We start from the raw sequence: 18,623 nt of genomic DNA on the forward strand, positions 1-18,623 counted from the left end.
CCACCAACAACATAATTAACTGATAAACAGGACGTTCATAAATATTTATTAGCGTTCACGTTGTTGTGAACGTGAACACCTTCCGGTTAAAGCACCAGCTGGGCGTATAATTTTTCAAGTGTTTCAAGCGGATCAATACATAAACCCGGGTGTACTTTTGAACTTTGCACCACTGTACTGCGCGTTGCAGTAAGCCATCTAAAGCGCGACGGCATATCCAACTGAGCTATCGGCCCGCCATCTTTACTACCATGGCAAATTTGAGCGTAGGAATACAGGTGACCTTTCAGATCATCAATATCAATTTTATTTGAAAAAGAACAGAGGCGTGCCTCATCTACTGCACACATGCATTGCAGAAATTTGAGTTTAGGGCAATAAAGTATCACCCCAACATTCAGGAATTCCTCGCGCTCCACCTGCGGCACCACGCGGATAACGGCATACTCAAATAAGTTATTCTCTTGCATGTTTTGCCTCCTCTACAAAAATAGCTGATGCCGCTAAACGTGTTTCTAAAAATTGTGTGTAAACTGATCGCACTTCATCAGGATCTTCCAGCCACTCCCCTTTTATCCACTCATCCGGGACCAGTGAAACGATAGAATGGATGAGCTCAGCTGTTAAAATGGATTTAAATTCTGCATCTACTGTTTCCAATTCTGTTGCTTTGGATAATAAAACATGATCCTTCACCTGTAAAAACGGACGAACGGCCTGCTCCTTCCAGTTATCCCACGAATGGTGAAAATATAATGCAGCACCGTGATCTATCAACCAAAGCTCCTTATTCCAGGTGAGCATATTGGTATTTCGCGGAGTCCGGTCAACATTAGTAAGCAGGCAATCCAGCCAAACTATCTGCGAAGCCAGTTTTGCATCGACAATTGTAACTGCCGGGTCGAAAGTAATAGCTCCTGATAGATAATGTAATCCCAGGTTAAGACCTACGCTTGCTTTTAACAGATCCTGTATTTCTTCATCAGGCTCAGTGCGACCGAAGGCTGTATCCAAATTGGCAAACACAATCTCTGGTATTTTTAAACCTAATGCACGGGCTATTTCACCACCGATCAGTTCGGCTATTAACGCCTTCACCCCCTGCCCCGCACCACGGAATTTGATCACATAGAGGAAGTCATCATCCGCCCCGGCTATAGCAGGCAACGAACCGCCTTCGCGCAGTGGAGTTACATAGCGTGTTACATTTACAGTACGAAGTTCAGGTGTTTTAAAATCCATTAGCAGTTATTTCAGCCGGGAACAAATCTATAAAATCCCGGGAGTAATATAACCCTATAAAAAAAGCCGTCTTAAAATGTATAAGACAGCTTTTGTATATATATAACAGTTAGGGTTTCTGTGTTATTTCTTTGTATAAATCTGATCAAGAAATTGATACCGCGCTGTAGCAACCGGCTCCAGTTTAGTTTCCACGTTGATGTTTATACTTTGTGTTACGCTTCCTTTATTGGCTTTCCATTCAGTAAGCCCATTGCCGTTGGGGTTGCCCGTTTTGATAAAGTTGGCGAAATAATCCTCCATTGTTGCCGAAACTTTGTAATCCTCCGGTTTCCAATCATAAACCTTATTGCCAGCCAGGTTGCCCATAGCATACTCTATTTCAGAGGCGTGAGACGCTCCTGTGTATGGAGCTGGTGCTTTGCTCTTTGCATCATCAGTTCCGTCTTTTATTACACCACCTGCTAAACCAGCCTTAGCATTGCCCATAGCTGCCACCATTGGCGGACGGGGTTTTCCAAAAACATAGGTATACACTGACTTTCCTCCGGTTTGCGCGGCAAGATCGGCCCATTTCCAGGTGCTGTAAACGATAAAACGGTCGCTGCCCAGCTCAGTTGCTGATTTGATTACTTCGTCCTGGGTTGAGCCGGGATATAATTTTAATACTTCATCTGCCTTATCATTATATAATGACTTTAATTTTTTCAGATAATTTTCTGGTGTCGGCAAATCGCCCCACATTAATGCCTGGTAAGGAACTTCTGCTGAATTCCAACCTACTAATAAAGGTACCTTAGCTTGTTCTCCTGTTGCAAATACCTCGGCTGGCGTTTTTGTTAAAAAATAGCCATCAACCGTTGGCGACATAGGTGGATTACCTTGTTTTGATGCCAACTCTAATAACTGATCTGCCGGAATAGCCCTCAATGCAGCTAATGAAGATGCATTTACTTTTTGAGCGAAGGCAACACCGTTCTTTTCACCGTCAGCCAGTGGGATAGCTGGTAATGTCGGGTTGATCATACCGCCGCTTTCACCGATAGCACCTGCGATCAGGTTTTTGGATAAAGGTGATGCCATTTGTGCACATACTGCTATTGAACCTGCTGACTCACCCGCAATAGTCACCTTATCCGGATCACCGCCAAAGGCGGAAATGTTCTTTTTCACCCATTCTAAAGCTGCATACTGATCTAACAATCCATAATCACCTGATGCATGATGGGGAGACTCGGCTGTTAATTCAGGGTGCGAAAGAAAACCGAATACACCCAGTCTGTAGTTTACAGTAAGCGTTACAATGCCTTTTTGAGCCATGCTTTCGCCATCATAGCGCGATTCAGAGCCATCACCGGCAACAAATCCACCTCCATAAAAGTAAACCAATACCGGTAATTTTTCTTTGGATGATTTTGCGGGCGTCCATACATTCAGATATAAGCAATCTTCACTCATACCGGCTGAACGGAACATCATATCGCCAAATACATTCTTTTGCATAGCATTATTGCCAAAATGGTCTGCTTTACGCACGCCTGTCCAGTTTTGCACAGGCTGTGGTTCTTTCCAGCGCAAATCTCCTACCGGAGGGGCTGCAAACGGAATACCTTTAAAACTACGGATACCTGTAGCCGAGTTAGTAGTACCTTCTAATGTACCGTTGGCAATTTTCACCTGGTCTTGCGCAAACACATTAATGCTGGACACAAGCATAACTGCCAGTAAAACGAAACCTGTTTTTCTCATGGTCTTTAATAAAAATGGTCGGTCTAAAATAAGTATTATTTTCAGATTGTGTTAAAATGACACATATATAAATATTCCCTGGTGAATTTATTTTATAATTTATAGTACTATGTATTGGATAGTACTAATATTTTACATAAGTTTGTTTTGCTAATTATTAAATGACCATCAAAAGAAACGATATGGAAAAATCAGGAATCGCTATTCTAGTAGCGGGTATTGCATTATTGGCTGCCTGCAGCTTTGGCCGAAAGCACACAACTATAGTAGAGAACACAAACAATCATCTTATTAAGATAGAATATGCAGGGCATATTGCTTTCAATAATGACGAAACGGCGATCAGCAGTATTTCTCGGGATGGTTATTTAGAATATCAGAACGATGAAAGAAAGCTAAATGCTAAAAATGATGGCCACGGTGGCGTTAGTTATGAATTATATGAGGGATATACAAAAGTAAACCCGGATGCCGGGGGCAAAAAATTTATAGCAGAAGCCATAAAAGTGATCGTGCAAAAAGCAGGGCATAATTTGAATATGAATTAGCCAAACCGATCTGATTTATAACCTAAAGTTCAACAAATGATCCGTATAGAAGTTGCATCACCGGCAGATATTAATGCATTGGCCAGGGTTGAGATTGAAAGCAAATTACAATCTTTCTCTGAGCATATGGACGCCATTGCTATTGATCCTGAAATTCGTACTTACCGCTGGCATACGTATTTTGATGGCGAATCACCAGTAAGCGCTAAGCTACCACGTATTGTTTTTAAAGCAATAAAGGATAAACAGATAGTAGGCTTTATCGCCGGGCATTTGACCACCCGTTATGATAAAGATGCAGAAATACAGAGCTTTTATGTTCTAAAAGACGAACAGCGCAAAGGAATTGGCAGTGCGCTGTTAAAGAAACTATTAACCTGGCTTAAGGATCAAAAAGCTAAAAGTTTGTGCGTTGGTATATTTCCTGAGAATCCATACCTCGTATTTTACCTCAAATTCGGTGGCCTGCATCTGAACCCGCATTGGATCTATTGGGATGACCTATCCCTTGTACAAGAAAAACTTGAAATCATGCTATCTGATTCACATTGCAATCGCAAAATGTAAAGCCGGCATACATATCTCCTGCCCGGCATAGCGTAAATAGCAGCGGCGGACAATGCTCCTTACCTTTCGGAGCAAAAATACGCTTGAAAGCAAACTTTGATATAAGCGGTTACTCTGCCAATCTTCAAATTATATTAACCGCCATGAAAAAATATGGCCTGATATTAGCAGACATCGGCAGCAATATGTATATCAGCGGTGCACCGGATGAACGCTGGAATAATGATGACTTGCAGAGACTTGGCACAATTGCAGCCTCTAATTTTGAGGTGGTTAAATTTAATTAATTCCCCATTATCACTCCGTCTGGAATAACGCTGAACTTGAAAAGAGTACCTTTATTTATAAAGCTTTAATCCTTTATCTTCAGAAGTAGCTGGTTTTATGCTAACTGCGGCCCCGCCGCCTTTGGCTAATTTCAGGTTTAACTTTGTGTTCGCATCTACCAGGTATTTTTTGATCTGGTATGCTTCCGGATTTTCTTTCCAATCAGCATTATCTGCATCGGCATAAATTATTGCTACATATTTTTTACCCTTATCCAAAAAGTTTAGGCTCAGGCTTTCATCACGATTGTTTTCATCTGTGACTGCACCTATAAACCAGTCTGATGTCCCTTTTGCTTTACGGGCTATGGTGATATAATCACCCGGCTCTGCTTCCAGTATCTTTGTGTCGTCCCAATCAACGGCTACATCTTTTATAAACTGGAAAGCATCCATATGCTTTTCATAATTTTCGGGCAGGTCAGCAGCCATTTGCAAAGGGCTATATATAGTGATATATAACGCCAGCTGTTTGGCTAAAGTAGTATGTACCTGTCTATCTGGAACGTTACTATAACCTTTTATTCTAAATATCCCCGGAGTATAGTCCATTGGTCCGCCCATTAAGCGTGTAAATGGCATAATGGTTTCATGCTCTGGTTTGCTTCCGGTACTAAATGCATTATACTCATTACCCCTGCCTGCTTCGCTAGCCATCCAATTTGGATAGGTGCGTTGTAATCCCGTAGGCCTTACAGGTTCATGAGCATCCAACATGACATGATAATCAGCTGCTTTTTGCGCTACGCGGACATAATGCTGCACCATCCATTGCCCATCATGATGTTCGCCACGGGGGATGATTTTGCCTACATAACCCGTTTTTACAGAAGTATAGCCATACTTATTCATAAAGCGATAAGCTGTATCCATCTGACGCTCATAGTCGGTAGCCGAGCCGGACGTTTCGTTATGCATGATTATGTGTACGCCTTTTGATCCAGCGTATTGCGTTAGTTCCTTTACATCAAAATCAGGATATGGGGTAACAAAGCTGAAAACGTTTTCTTTCCAGTTACCGAACCAATCTTCCCAGCCCACATTCCATCCTTCTACCAAAACACCTTGAATACCATTAGCTGCAGCAAAATCAATATACTTTTTCACGTTAGCTGTATTAGCACTGTGTGTGCCATTAGGTATAAGTTGACCTTTTGCATCGAGCGAATCAGCATCGTTTGAATAATTCCAGGTACCCTTACCAGTTTGCATTTCCCACCAAACCCCCACAAATTTCATTGGCTTTATCCATGATGTATTTTCAATTTTTGATGGATCATTGAGATTCAGGATCAATTTTGAGGTTAATATATCCGCAGCATTATCAGTCACAATAATAGTACGCCACGGACTTTTAAAAGGGGCGTGTACATAGGCCTTATTGCCTGTAGGAGCTGGCACCAAACTAGCAGTAAGCTGATAATTGCTTCGATCAACATGCAATTGCATGGCTGGAAAGTTCACCAATCCAGCTTCATGTATATTGATATACAAGCCATCGGCTGTTTTCATCATTAACGGCGTCTGCACGGCATAAGCATCAGGAGCTACTCTTACTGCTATATCAGTTGATGAAGCTACCAGTTGTCTATTATCGATCTCGCTTATTTTTGAAGTGGTATATGGATATTCATTAGTATCATAATCGCCCGGTATCCAAAAAGTCTTGTGATCGCCTGCCATGTTAAATCCCGTCAACTCGTTCGAAACCACAAAATATTTCAGATTAGGTTGCTTTGGAAATTCATAACGAAAACCCACGCCATACTCAAATACCCTGAAAACAATATTCATCAGCCTATTTGGGCTATCTTTTTGCTTCAGGTGAATAGTTACCTGCTGATAATGATTACGAATACTGCTTACTTCGCCCCAAACCGGTTTCCAGGTCTCATCTACTGAAGTTTGCTCAGACCCAGTTAGCTCAAAATGTTTATCAAAGGCACTGTCATTAGCTAAAGTAAAACCCAAAGCAGAGGGTTTAATAACCGGTTTTTCGCCATAATAAACCGAATAAACCGGCTTTCCTTCAGCATCAAGCATAAACTCAAGTCTTACCTTGTTCATACTCGCTTTTATTAGTTTATTATCCTGTGCTTTAGCCGCATGCAATATGGCAAGGCACATCAAAAATGTGTAAATTTTTTTCATTATAATATCCGGCTTTGTTAGCGATGAAGGTTCATCATTGGTCTTTAAAAGCTCCAAAGTAACTCTTTTGTTACAGTTTTTTAATATAAAAATAAAAAAAGTGTAAAGTTACTTTAACTGAATTGTATCTAATAATCAATTCGATAAGCTAATGGCTACAGTGGAAAATGGAATAATCAGATCTTTGAGTATATTGAACCTCTTTTGATAGCATGTGCTTCCTTTAAAACAGAAACCAGGAGCTCTAGTTTCATGGGCTTGGAAACATAATTATCCATACCCTGCTTCAGACATATTTCACGATCTTCCGCAAGTGCATTTGCTGTCATTGCAACAATGTAAGGCTGTTCTATACCAAGTTGGCGGATATTTCTTGTGGCTTCAAACCCATCCATTTCAGGCATTTGAACATCCATCAATACCACATCAAATGTTTGTTCTGAAACCTTCTGCAATGCCTCAAGTCCATTATTGACAATTATGGTTTTATAACCTAGTTTGGCCAATATGCGCATTATAAGCATTTGATTGACAGGATTATCTTCCGCTATCAGGATATCTATCGGATACTGCTCTGCAAAATTGACATCAAGAACATTGCCTGGTTTTTCTTCTACCTGTATGGCTTCCCTCAGATCACCCAGTTCAGCATAAATACTCTTTAATAGCTGATTCTGTTTTACCGGTTTTATGAGTACAGCCGAGAACAAGCCAGGATATTTTTTGCGGCTTGTATCACCTATCGAGCTTAAAATAATAACGGGAACCGGATTAGGCATATTCTTAATTACACTTGCCAGGCCTGCCCCATCCATATCGGGCATCTCCATGTCAGAAATAACCAGGTCGAAACCTGTATCCTCAGTCAGGATTTTTATAGCCTCATGTGCAGAAGTACAGGTTACAGGCATAAGATTCCACTGCTCCAATTGGGTTTTTAAAATCACCAGGTTGGTTTTGTTGTCGTCAACTATCAGTATCCGCTTCCCTTTGATATTTGAAATACTATGTAATAACGGTGTTTCAGGAGCAGATTTAGTGCTTGTTTTAGCCTGTATTGTGAAGTTAAAAGTCGACCCTTCACCCACTTTACTTTCAACCCACACATTACCACCCATCAATTTAACCAGGCGCTCACTAATAATTAACCCTAAACCTGAACCGCCATATTTGCGGGTGGTAGACGAATCAACCTGTGAAAATGCCTGGAATAAAGTTGAAAGTTTATCCTCTGGAATACCTATACCAGTATCTTTAACGCTAAAACCAACCGCTATTTCATTACTGGAGACAATACTGGATAAAAATACTTTTATAAATACTTCACCCTGTGACGTGAATTTTATTGCATTATTGATCAGATTGATGATCACCTGTTTAAGACGAAGGCTATCCCCTATTACATAACGTGGCAGGTTAAAATCGATCTGGTATATAAGATCAAGATGTTGCTCTGCAGCCTTTTGCGAGAATATATCCATTATCTCTTCAATGTTCTGGCGCAAATCAAAATCCTCTTCCTCAATATCCATTTTACCTGATTCTATTTTCGAGAAATCCAGGATATCGTTGATTACATTAATAAGGCTGTCGCCGCAATTGACTATAGTTTCGGTATACTCGCGTTGCTCGCTTGTCAGGTTAGTTTCCGAAAGTAACGAAGCCATCCCTATCACACCATTCATTGGCGTCCTGATCTCATGACTCATAGTTGCCAGGAAAATACTTTTAGCCTGGTTGGCTTTATCAGCCTCTTGTCTGGCCTGGTATTCCTGATTTTTCTGATCCTGAAGTTCTTCTGATTGTGCCTGCAATTCCTCGTTCAGAGCCTGTAATTCCTCTGACTGTGCCAGCAATTCATCATTAACTGTCTGCAATTCTTCTGATTGGGCCTGCAATTCCTCGTTCAAGGCCTGCAGATTTTCAGATTGTAATTGCATTTCTTCAGTCTGGCGCACTATTACCGTGGTACGTTCCTTTACCTCATGCTCCAGTTTCGCCTTTTGCCTGATGATACTTTGAACCCGATACATATAGATGCGATAAATACATAATACCACAAATACAGCAACCGAAAACTCGAACCACCACGTAAGCCAAAACGGTGGTACAACTGTAACCTCTATGCTTAAAATCTGTGGAGACCATTGCCCCGAACTATTCTGGCTTTTAACCTTGAACACGTAATCACCGGGAGGAATATTAGTATAAGCTGCTATATTTTTGTTCCCTACATAATTCCACCCTTTATCAAAGCCTTCCATTATATAGGCATATTTCTTTTTAGTTGGCGACAAATAATCTAAGGATGCATATTCAAATGAAATAACCGATTGATCATGTGTTAATGTAATAGATTTTGTCTCGGAAATATCCTGTTTTAACGGCGAATCATCACTATCGTTTTTTGCAACTTCTACACTATTGTTAAATATCTGGAAATCCGTAAAAACAAGCGGCGGATTATATGCACCCTGGAATACTTCCTCCGGAAAAAATGAATTAAAACCATTTACCCCACCAAAATAGAAGGCTCCTGTACTGCTTCTCAAAGCTGAATGTTGTTTAAACTCATCCGCTTGCAAACCGTCTTCTATCGTAAAGTTTTTAAATTTATTCGTTTGGGGATCATACATGGATATCCCATTGTTGGTACTTATCCATAATTGTCCCTTATCATCTTCTAATATGGCTTGCGTATAATCATTAGGCAAACCATCCTTTGTTTTAAATATGGTAAAGCGACGGGTTACCGGATCAAAACGGTCAAGCCCCCCCAATGTACATATCCATATTTTGCCAAGATGATCCTGCATCAGATCAAGAACCGTATTGTTACTGATACTATTCTTTTTATCATTATGCGGAAAACGTACAAATGTGTTCGTTTTCGCATCAAAAAGATCCATACCGGCATTGTCTGTACCGATCCACAAATTTCCTTCTTTATCACTTAACAGGGCATTGATCCTGTCACTACTGATACTTTTAGGATCATTTTCATCATTTTTATAATGAATAAAGCTATTGGTTTGTGGTTGGTACAAATTTAAACCATCCCCAAAAGAACCAAGCCATATCCTTTTATCGGATGTTTGTGCTATGGCATAAATGTTATCTCCGCTTAAACTATTCGGGTCAGCCGGGTTATGTTTAAAAGCCTTAAAGGTTCGGGTAACGGGGTTCATTATATTTACGCCATTACCCCATGTACCTATCCATATGTTATTTTGATCGTCTGCCTTGATCTCAAGTATATTATTACCTGATATACTATTTTTATCAGAGTCCTTATGCTTGTAAGCTGTAAACTTACCCGACTTGAGATTAAACAAGTTTAATCCACCGCCGTCCGTGCCTATCCATATGTTATAATTTTTGTCTTCAAAAAGGCCGAGTACAAAATCATTTGAAAGGCTATAAGGCAGCGAGTTATGCTTATAGTGCATAAAATCGCTTTTATTTTTCTTATACAGGTTAATACCCCCGGCATAAACACCAAGCCACATATTGCCGTTCTTGTCCTTTAGAATTACATCTACTGAATTGCTGGTTAAAGTGGTATTGTCAACGTCATCATGATAAAAACTGGAGAATTGCTCCCACGCCGGATAGTATATACTCAAGCCACCATTCTCAGTTCCTATCCATAAATTATGATCGTCATCCTCAGCAATACTTTGTATACTATTGTTTACTAACGAACTACTGTTATTTGGATCATTTACAAAATGTCTGAACTTGCCTGTGCCTGCATTATAAAGGTTTAATCCTGTTTCTTGTGTACCTATCCACAGGCGGTGTTTACTGTCCTCAAAAATGGCGGTTACTTTATTCCCGGATATTGATTCCTTATCAGTTGGAATATTTTTGAAATTAACGAAATTATTGTTTTCGCGATCAAACAGGCTAAGACCGTTGCTCATTGTCCCTACCCATACATCATTATTATGATCTCTGTAAACAGTTATGATATCATTATCTGCAATGCTTTTTGGATCACTGCTATTAAGATAATGTACACTCTTACCAGTTTTAGGGTCGAACAGGTTCAAGCCACTCCTTTGCGTAGCAACCCATAATTTACCCGAACCGTCAAGTGCTACCTTACTGATAAAATTACTTGACAGACTATTCTTATCTTTTTCGTTATGCAGGTAACGATGAAACCGATTAGTATTTCTGTCGTATTTATTTAAACCGCCCCCAACTGTGGCAACCCAAATATTACCGCTTTTATCTTCAATAATATCCTGAATGAAATTATTACCGATAGTAGTAATATCTTTAACATCGTTTCTGAATATTTTAAACTTATATCCGTCATAGCGGTTCAACCCATCGGCAGTACCTATCCAGATAAATCCGCGGCCATCTTGCAATATGCAATTTGGATTTAGCTCGGAAAGGCCGTTTTCTGTCCCAAGATGATCAAAATGTAATTGTTGATTCTGGGCAAATAAACAAGCAGATATTGTAAGTAAAATGATAGTGAAAAAATATTTAACACCTCGTGTTATCACAGATCCTATCAAGTTGTTTGGTTTAACCATTAAAGTTCTACTAATCAGGTTTTAATAGCGTTAATCTATAATTGCATTTATTAATAGACTTTTACGTGAACCTTACATTTTTAGTTATAGGTTTATATGAGAAGTTCAATTTTACTAAGGATAAGTGGGGGTAAAATCTCTTTATAAACATTGTCAAAATTTCCAAAAAAACAATAAAATATGCGTTCATTGTCCTTAATGACAACTTTGCACAGGACAATCATATTTTTTATATAATAAAGCTTGTGCGGGTATTACGCAAAAAATACCGTGTAAACACCCTTGTTTAATGGATATATATCATTTAATTTTATATAAATTACTCATACACAATAATATTTTACTTCCCGATCTATTATACTTTGATTAATAATAGTCTATAAAACTGCTGCTAATATAGCCGATCAATCAAAACTGATCATGACATAAATAAACCAACCTATGCTGAAATCTTTCTCTTTTGGCAAAAATCAGGCTAGCGTTTTAATTACGCTTTTGATATTGATCTCTTTGGGGGCATGTTATTTCTTCATCTATCTTCCTAACAATGAAAAAGCCGTACAAGAACGACGGTTCCGGTGTTTGCGCAAAATTGATACTAACATCCATACAAAAATTGAAAACAGTTTTACGCAAATTGCCAATTTGCTGGAGAATTATGATAAAAACTCGCCGCCTTATATTAATATCAGCAGGGATAGTATTAAAAAGAAGGATAGTTTGCTTAGCGGGCTAAGGGAATATATTAGTGGTTATCCTAAAACATATTTTACTATACTGCTTCCCGAACAGGCAAATAAATATTTTAACAGGCACAGGCGTACTAATAGCACAAATCGCAGTAAGAGTGATACCCCGATATTTATTCGGGAAGACATATCAAATAATATCAGGTTTTATATTGACGTTAGCGCCCAGTTTACAATACTCGCTAAAAAAGCAAGAATTAATAACACTTATTCAAATGTTGGCAAACTGCTTAGAAGTGATACAATAGATAATAGAGTAATCGGCATCCAATTTGATTTTGAACAATTTTTCAAGCCCCTTTTACCTCCGGATGTCTTCGATAACTACCTTGTCTTTGTCAAAAATAAAAAGCTTTACGAAAGTTTTCCGTCCGGCCTGAATTTTACAGATCCCGATTCATTACTGAATGTAAAAAACAAAATTACCACGCCAGGTGTCCACAGCCTTAAAATTGGCGAAACGGATTATAAGATATTTTCTCATCCTGCATACACATATACTAATAACAAATGGTTAATCACCGGGTTGGTTTCTGATAGCAATTATCAAAAAGAGAAAAACCAATTGCCGCTATGGGCTTTGCTCATGCTTTTAACAGCCGTGATCATTATGCTGGTCTCATTGCCGTGGATAAAGCTTTACCATATGGGCAATAAAGATAGAGTCACAGTAAATGACGGGATCGCGTCAGTATTAGTATCTATGATATTGATGTCCCTGCTGTTCTTTGTGCTGTTTAAGTATCATTTTAGTTTTAAAGAAGAGAAATTGTCTTATTCCGGTACCAAATCCGGAGATGATTTATCCTATCCCAAGGACGCTTATTCGAGAAATGTGCTCGCGACAAAAGTTACTGATGCGTTTGAAAAAGAAATTAACAATGCCTATAAGTTGCTTGATACCATTGATAAAATTCACCAAAAAAAAGATACAGATGTCAATTTACTGGGAAGAGGCAAAGAAAAAACGATAATCAGATATGATACTTTATATAATGCGAGTGGGAATTGGGTTGCAACAATAAAAAATGGCCGATTAATTCCGTCTACACAAAACTCCGGCAACATACCCGAGTTATTGTTCACAAAATATGATCTGTTATTTAGAAAAGCCTCAAATGGGATTGATGTGAAACAAATTTTCTGGCTTGATAATTCGGGTATAGAAAAAACCAATCTGAGTATCGATTCAAATAATGAGCCCAAGTCTGATTATCACGAAAGAAACTACTTTAAAAATGCCATCGTAAGTAATTATAATAAAACCAGCGATCCTAAATTTTATATTGATCAGATAGTTTCACGTACGGAGGGAATTTTCAGAACAGTAATCGCAAAAAAATCTTTTAAAAATACACAGGTTGTGGGGATGACATTTACGGTGAAAAGCCTGGATAGCGTAATAATGCCCGATGGATATCAATTTGCTATTATTGATAATTACGGCCGGGTGCTTTATCATTCCAGGCCAAATCGCAATCTGAATGAGAACCTTAAAGATGAATTAGCTGACAGCAGTGAGCTGGTAAGCTGTATCGCTGCCCAATCTGACACCTGTTTTAAAGCCGAATATTATGGCAGACAATACAATGTAAAAATAAAGCCCCTGCCCAATCTATCTTATTTCACAATAATATTTGAGGATCTCGAATACAACGACATGCGCGATACCGAAGCTTACGCTTTTACTTTATCTATGCTCATCTTTCTGCTTATATTTCTTATTATCAAGTATAGCGTTGTCTTTTTTGTATCGTCAAGGCATTCGTATTTTAAGAAACAGCATTTTGATACCTCCTGGATAGGGCCCCATGTGAGATCACACCATCAATATAACCTGGCCATAATTGCCAATATCTTTATGATCCTGATATTGGTGATCTTTTTTAATTTTTCTTCTTTCCTGGAATACGTATATATTCTGCTTGATTCCGTTGTATTTACTTCCTTATTCTTAAATCTCATTTTTGCCGGCAAATACAAAAACACCGATCCTTATAAATACAATTTTAAAAAAACAGCTATAATATGGCTATCACTATTCATATTGGTAATAGATATTGTGGCCTGGTTTAACCTTAGAGGGCACGTCATTTACGTTTTTTTATATCAATTGATTTTAATAGGCGTCTATCCTTTCATCTTTATTTGGGGACAATCTTTGCTGGCAAAAGCACGTAAATACAAGATAGAATTCAACTTTTCATGGACATTCACTCACAGTTATGCGCTAATGGTTGTTACCCGTCTTATTATTTCCAGCGGCATATCGGTAGCATTCTTTTTTATATTTTCCTATAATTATGAGCAAAACCTGGATACGCGCTACAGGCAATTAGATTTTGCAAAAGCTTTATCACAAAAAGGGTATTTTACAGGAAAAGATATTACAGCCGTCAATAAAAGACTTGATAGCCTTAAAAACAATCAGATTTTTACGGCAGGCGTTTATTTTGACGAATTAGTTATTGACTCTATTAAAGCCGACACAGGAAATAAAATTGTTGCCAGGCTAACATCAATCTCAGCATATAAACATGAAGATTTTCTGACAGCAGCGATACTAAACACATTCCGGCTACAGGTAAATAGCGCAGAAGTAAAAAATAACAATCTTGATTTGCCGTCTATTGATAGTACTGTTTATTTTTCAAAATTGAATAGGAATTGTAGTGATGCTTCTCCTGTACAAACATTTTACAAAATAGGTTCAAATAAGTATGTCACAATCAGCTCACTATCAAGTACCAGCTATGGATCTCCCCATTTACTTTTCTGGTTTCTGCTTATTGGGATGCTTTTTATGTTTTATTATATCATCCATCAGGTCATCAGGAAGCTATTTGCTTTAAATCTGCACCCTACTGAAGGATGGGGACAAATGGATAGTAAATTATTGCGAAACAATAAATTCAATAAACTGGTATTAATTGTTGGTTCGCCGGGGTCAAATACATTATCAAAACTAAAATATAAGATAATTAAGAAAAAAATAAAGAGCAATAACGATATGCCGCTTGTGCTCGAGGATGCAGACCCATCAAAGGTCAATGTTTTTATTGCTGATATGATGAAGATATCAGTAGAAAACGGAGAATCTGATATCAGTTGGGTAAGGCATAAAAAAGAAATTCTTAGCGGTCATTCACTTACCATTATTAATCATTTTGAATATAATATCAAAGATCCATCTGCAAATAAGATAAAGCTTGATCTGCTTGAAGAGTTATTGATGCAGAGAAAAAATAACAAAGTGATTATTATCTCAACGATGCATCCGTTAACTTTTCTTGATTCATTTAGCCAGCAGCAAAACAACCCCATACCCGAAAGCGAACTAGGGAGATGGCATGCGTTATTAGGTAATTTTAGAGTGGTAATAGACCCTCTTATAAGTTCTGAAATTCCCGAAGGCACTCAAATGCCCGATAGGGCCATAATGGAAGAAACTAAGTACAGTCGCTTTTTACATAGAATGCAGAAGATATCTTTAAAATATATGGATAAGGGAATCAGTTCAATATTGCCGGAAGAGGAAATCAAAGCACAGATCACAGATTCGATGATATTTAAACTGCAGCTTACATCACAATATTTTTATACTGATATATGGCAATCGCTCACACGTGAAGAAAAATTTATATTATATGACCTTGCCGAAGATGGTCTTGTTAATTCATCTGACAGTTTTAATCTGAGCATGCTGATATGCAAAGGGCTGATCATAAAGCATGATGGCGTTCTGCTGTTGTTTAATAAAAGCTTTAGAAATTTTATATTGACTGCCATAGGTCAAAAAGAGATCAATCGTATTAAAGAACAGATAAAGGACAATGGTAAATGGGGGAATATGAAAGCGCCGATGAGCCTGGTTATATTAGCTATACTGGTATTTTTATTTGCTTCTCAGCAGGAAGCATATTCACACGTTATTACTTATATAACCGCATTAGGCGCGGGCATACCGGCAATCCTAAAAATATTTTCGATGTTTGGTGGCAGTAGTAGCAATACCCAAAAAACAGAATGATACTATATACTAGTGTCGTGTCAATTATGAATTGACGTTTAGTCCTGAGTCGAAAGTCTGGAGTCAGAAAAGCACAAAACCGACTTACTACTGAAGACTATTGACTTGACACCAGGTTATTCCAATTGAGCTAATTAAGGCATTCTGCATGAATTCAGTATCCCTTGATTTTGAGCCGGATAAATAACTCAGGCAGCCACAACTGCATTCTTATTATACTTATTCCGATAATCAACAGGTGGCATACCGGTGATTCTTTTAAATACGTCCCTGAACGCTTTGATATCGGTATACCCAACATCATACATCACTTCATAAATAGTTTTCCGGCTGCTCTCAAAACTCTTTTTGGCCGCTTCAATTTTCACACGCTGAATATATTCGACTACCGTGTTATGTGTTGATTTTTTGAAACGTCGTTCAAACGTACGGCGTACTATGCTGAATTTATCGGATAATTCGTCAACAGATATTTTGTTATGAAAGTTGTTCTCAATGTATTCCTGTGCATTTTTAACCACCTCGTCTTCATGATCTTTTTGCCCCTGGAAAATAATGAACGGCGACTGGTCATTTCGCCCCATATCAATTACAAAAAATTTAGACGCCAGGATGGCCATTTCGCGGTTAGTATATTTTTCAACCAGGTATAAAAGGAGGTTCCAGTAAGAATTAGCTCCACCGCTTGAGTAAACATGCCCTTCTTCGGTGATTATTTTTTCATCAACCAATTCAACCTCCGGGAACATATTTCTGAATTCATTGGCGAATAACCAATGGGTTGAACATTTTTTTCCATTAAGCAACCCGGTAGATGCCAACAGGAATGCACCCAAACATAAACTAGCTACCTCTGCTCCGCGGCTGTATTGCTCTACTATCCATGGAAGAAACTCTTTATTCAATTTTATGGCTGTATTCAAATCACCGCTTAATGGTGGTACAATTACCAGATCAGATTTCTTTGCTTCACTAAGCAATAAATCAGGATGGATAGAAAATGCACCGCCGTTAAATTTGACTTCTTTGGTAAGCCCAACTAATTGCACATGAAATAAGGGTGGTTTGCCTGCATTCTTTAAAAATTCGTTTACCGCGGTAAACATATACCTGGGATCAGCAACGCCTTGCAAAACAGCGCTTTCCGGAACGAGAATGGAAACTGTCTTCATAAATTATCTGATAAAATAGTTTGTCGCAAACAACCCTTTCGATTGTCGTATTTACGCGTTTTATAACCGGTTTATTGACACTAATTTGCATCATTCAATTAGGTAAACCAAATATATATGAAAAACGATCTGCAAAGTGAATTAACAAACACAAAACAGGATTTATTAAATACCCTGAATTTGTTTGACCAGGAAAATATAAATGTAGTCCCGTTCGAAGATAGCTGGACAGGCGGACAAGTAGCCGAACATGTTTTGAAGTCTTTATCCGGATGCCTGCAAAATATAACCGGTCCCACAAAGCTCACTGAAAGAAACCCCGCTGAGCATGTAAAACAATTAGGCGAAGTTTTTTTGAATATGAACATCAAAATGAAATCGCCGGATTTTATTATTCCGTCAAATGATCCGAAAACTAAAGCATTGCTTATTAAATCGCTGGCAGAAAGCCTGGACGGAATAAAAATTGTTGCTGGTACAGAAGATCTAAGCGCTACCTGTACCGGTTTTGAAATGCCGATGCTTGGCGCGCTTACACGGGTAGAATGGATCTCCTTTTCATTATTTCATACTCAAAGACATATTCATCAATTAAAAAATATTGCAAATCACTTAAAAACTCAAACAGCATGACAACGATTAATCCATACATCGGCTTTAATGGCAAATGCCGTGAAGCGATGACCTTCTATCAAAATTGCTTTGGTGGCGGAGAACTTAATTTTATGACATTTGAGGATACACCAATGGGTGACCAATGTGCCCCGCAAATGAAACAACATATTGTACATTCAAGCTTAATAAAAGGTCCTTTAACAATTATGGGCACAGATATGACCGGGCCTGAAGGCTACATTTATGGCAATTCTATTTCCATTTCAGTAAATTGCGTCAGCGAAGAAGAGATCAATACTTTGTTCAAACGATTTTCGGAAGGTGGAAAAATTCTCGATGCATTGGGAATCAAATTTTGGGGAGATATGTTTGGCATGGTTCAAGATAAATATAGCGTAGGCTGGATGTTTAACTACCATAAAAACGAACAGGATTAATAATATTTTTATAACTTGAATTATAACCAATTAAAAGACTAAGATCATGGCAATCGTAAATTCTTATTTAAACTTTAACGGTAATACCGAAGAAGCTTTTAATTTCTACAAATCAGTTTTTGGAACTGAATTCTCTGGTTTAATGCGTTTTAAAGACGCCCCGGGTGGCGACAAAATGCAGCCATCCGACAAGGAGAAATTGATGCATATCTCATTACCTGTCGGGAATGGAAATACATTAATGGCGACCGACATTCTGGAATCGCAAGGCCAGGTTTTGAAAGAAGGCAATAATTTCAGTTTATCTATATCACCCGACAGTGAGGATGAAGGTAACCGATTTTTCAATGGGCTTTCGGCCGGAGGAAAAGTAGAAGTGCCTTTTAGCAAAGCATTTTGGGGTGCTTATTTTGGAATGTTTACTGATAAATTCGGTATCAGGTGGATGATAAATTATGATCCCAATCAATCTAAATAATCAGAA

Annotated in this window: 13 protein-coding genes; 7 read left to right on the forward strand and 6 right to left on the reverse strand. The window is 38.4% G+C overall.

Annotation, left to right across the window (positions count from 1 at the left end):
- Nucleotides 1-86: 86 nt before the first annotated feature.
- The 3 genes from ACPPVU_RS19260 to ACPPVU_RS19270 form a co-directional block, all read right to left on the reverse strand.
- Nucleotides 87-470 (reverse strand): DUF3037 domain-containing protein, encoded by a 384-nt coding sequence (locus ACPPVU_RS19260; RefSeq protein WP_426668287.1) that lies wholly within the window; start codon nt 468-470, stop codon nt 87-89.
- Nucleotides 457-1,242, reverse strand: coding sequence for a HipA family kinase (locus tag ACPPVU_RS19265; protein ID WP_426668288.1), 786 nt, complete (start codon nt 1,240-1,242; stop codon nt 457-459). Before ACPPVU_RS19265 ends, ACPPVU_RS19260 begins: the two co-directional genes overlap by 14 nt.
- Nucleotides 1,243-1,365: 123 nt before the next feature.
- Nucleotides 1,366-2,991 (reverse strand): carboxylesterase/lipase family protein, encoded by a 1,626-nt coding sequence (locus tag ACPPVU_RS19270; RefSeq protein ID WP_426668290.1) that lies wholly within the window; start codon nt 2,989-2,991, stop codon nt 1,366-1,368.
- A gap of 182 nt (nt 2,992-3,173) precedes the next feature.
- Between ACPPVU_RS19270 and ACPPVU_RS19275 the strand changes: the two genes are divergently transcribed.
- The 3 genes from ACPPVU_RS19275 to ACPPVU_RS19285 all read left to right on the forward strand — a co-directional run bounded on the left by ACPPVU_RS19275 (nt 3,174) and on the right by ACPPVU_RS19285 (nt 4,393).
- Nucleotides 3,174-3,539, forward strand: coding sequence for a hypothetical protein (locus ACPPVU_RS19275; RefSeq protein ID WP_426668291.1), 366 nt, complete (start codon nt 3,174-3,176; stop codon nt 3,537-3,539).
- A 36-nt stretch (nt 3,540-3,575) separates the two neighbouring features.
- On the forward strand, nt 3,576-4,106 hold the full coding sequence (locus ACPPVU_RS19280) for an N-acetyltransferase family protein (RefSeq protein WP_426668292.1): 531 nt from the start codon (nt 3,576-3,578) through the stop codon (nt 4,104-4,106).
- Between the two features lie 143 nt (nt 4,107-4,249).
- Entirely contained in the window at nt 4,250-4,393 is a 144-nt protein-coding gene (locus ACPPVU_RS19285) for a hypothetical protein (protein ID WP_426668293.1), read from the forward strand.
- Between the two features lie 51 nt (nt 4,394-4,444).
- Here the strand turns inward: ACPPVU_RS19285 and ACPPVU_RS19290 are convergent, their stop codons facing one another.
- On the reverse strand, nt 4,445-6,583 hold the full coding sequence (locus tag ACPPVU_RS19290) for a glycoside hydrolase family 97 protein (protein ID WP_426668294.1): 2,139 nt from the start codon (nt 6,581-6,583) through the stop codon (nt 4,445-4,447).
- Nucleotides 6,584-6,759: 176 nt separating this feature from the next.
- Entirely contained in the window at nt 6,760-11,118 is a 4,359-nt protein-coding gene (locus ACPPVU_RS19295; RefSeq protein WP_426668295.1) for a two-component regulator propeller domain-containing protein, read from the reverse strand.
- Between the two features lie 459 nt (nt 11,119-11,577).
- Between ACPPVU_RS19295 and ACPPVU_RS19300 the strand changes: the two genes are divergently transcribed.
- Nucleotides 11,578-15,915 (forward strand): cache domain-containing protein, encoded by a 4,338-nt coding sequence (locus ACPPVU_RS19300; protein ID WP_426668296.1) that lies wholly within the window; start codon nt 11,578-11,580, stop codon nt 15,913-15,915.
- Between the two features lie 188 nt (nt 15,916-16,103).
- Here ACPPVU_RS19300 and ACPPVU_RS19305 read toward each other — a convergent pair whose 3' ends face one another.
- Nucleotides 16,104-17,087 carry a GlxA family transcriptional regulator gene (locus ACPPVU_RS19305; RefSeq protein ID WP_426668297.1) on the reverse strand — a complete coding sequence of 328 codons (984 nt, stop codon included), beginning with the start codon at nt 17,085-17,087 and terminating at the stop codon, nt 16,104-16,106.
- Between the two features lie 117 nt (nt 17,088-17,204).
- On the opposite strand from ACPPVU_RS19305, the gene ACPPVU_RS19310 reads away from it, so the two are divergent.
- The 3 genes from ACPPVU_RS19310 to ACPPVU_RS19320 are packed head-to-tail and all read left to right on the forward strand — an operon-like array spanning nt 17,205 to nt 18,617.
- Nucleotides 17,205-17,720 (forward strand): DinB family protein, encoded by a 516-nt coding sequence (locus ACPPVU_RS19310; RefSeq protein ID WP_426668298.1) that lies wholly within the window; start codon nt 17,205-17,207, stop codon nt 17,718-17,720.
- On the forward strand, nt 17,717-18,139 hold the full coding sequence (locus ACPPVU_RS19315) for a VOC family protein (protein WP_426668299.1): 423 nt from the start codon (nt 17,717-17,719) through the stop codon (nt 18,137-18,139). Before ACPPVU_RS19310 ends, ACPPVU_RS19315 begins: the two co-directional genes overlap by 4 nt.
- 46 nt (nt 18,140-18,185) lie before the next feature.
- A complete protein-coding gene (locus ACPPVU_RS19320) occupies nt 18,186-18,617 on the forward strand; it encodes a VOC family protein (protein WP_426668300.1) in 432 nt (143 codons plus the stop codon).
- Nucleotides 18,618-18,623: the final 6 nt, after the last annotated feature.

It is taken from the genome of Mucilaginibacter sp. McL0603 (genome assembly GCF_049992945.1).
Lineage (GTDB): Bacteria > Bacteroidota > Bacteroidia > Sphingobacteriales > Sphingobacteriaceae > Mucilaginibacter.

Excerpts from the sequence above, each read along its gene's own strand:
- ACPPVU_RS19265 (WP_426668288.1), bottom strand. The coding sequence starts at position 1,242 with ATGGATTTTAAAACACCTGAACTTCGTACTGTAAATGTAACACGCTAT.
- ACPPVU_RS19290 (WP_426668294.1), bottom strand. The coding sequence starts at position 6,583 with ATGAAAAAAATTTACACATTTTTGATGTGCCTTGCCATATTGCATGCG.
- ACPPVU_RS19260 (WP_426668287.1), bottom strand. The coding sequence starts at position 470 with ATGCAAGAGAATAACTTATTTGAGTATGCCGTTATCCGCGTGGTGCCG.
- ACPPVU_RS19305 (WP_426668297.1), bottom strand. The coding sequence starts at position 17,087 with ATGAAGACAGTTTCCATTCTCGTTCCGGAAAGCGCTGTTTTGCAAGGC.
- ACPPVU_RS19300 (WP_426668296.1), top strand. The coding sequence starts at position 11,578 with ATGCTGAAATCTTTCTCTTTTGGCAAAAATCAGGCTAGCGTTTTAATT.
- ACPPVU_RS19310 (WP_426668298.1), top strand. The coding sequence starts at position 17,205 with ATGAAAAACGATCTGCAAAGTGAATTAACAAACACAAAACAGGATTTA.
- ACPPVU_RS19320 (WP_426668300.1), top strand. The coding sequence starts at position 18,186 with ATGGCAATCGTAAATTCTTATTTAAACTTTAACGGTAATACCGAAGAA.
- ACPPVU_RS19275 (WP_426668291.1), top strand. The coding sequence starts at position 3,174 with ATGGAAAAATCAGGAATCGCTATTCTAGTAGCGGGTATTGCATTATTG.
- ACPPVU_RS19270 (WP_426668290.1), bottom strand. The coding sequence starts at position 2,991 with ATGAGAAAAACAGGTTTCGTTTTACTGGCAGTTATGCTTGTGTCCAGC.
- ACPPVU_RS19315 (WP_426668299.1), top strand. The coding sequence starts at position 17,717 with ATGACAACGATTAATCCATACATCGGCTTTAATGGCAAATGCCGTGAA.
- ACPPVU_RS19280 (WP_426668292.1), top strand. The coding sequence starts at position 3,576 with ATGATCCGTATAGAAGTTGCATCACCGGCAGATATTAATGCATTGGCC.
- ACPPVU_RS19285 (WP_426668293.1), top strand. The coding sequence starts at position 4,250 with ATGAAAAAATATGGCCTGATATTAGCAGACATCGGCAGCAATATGTAT.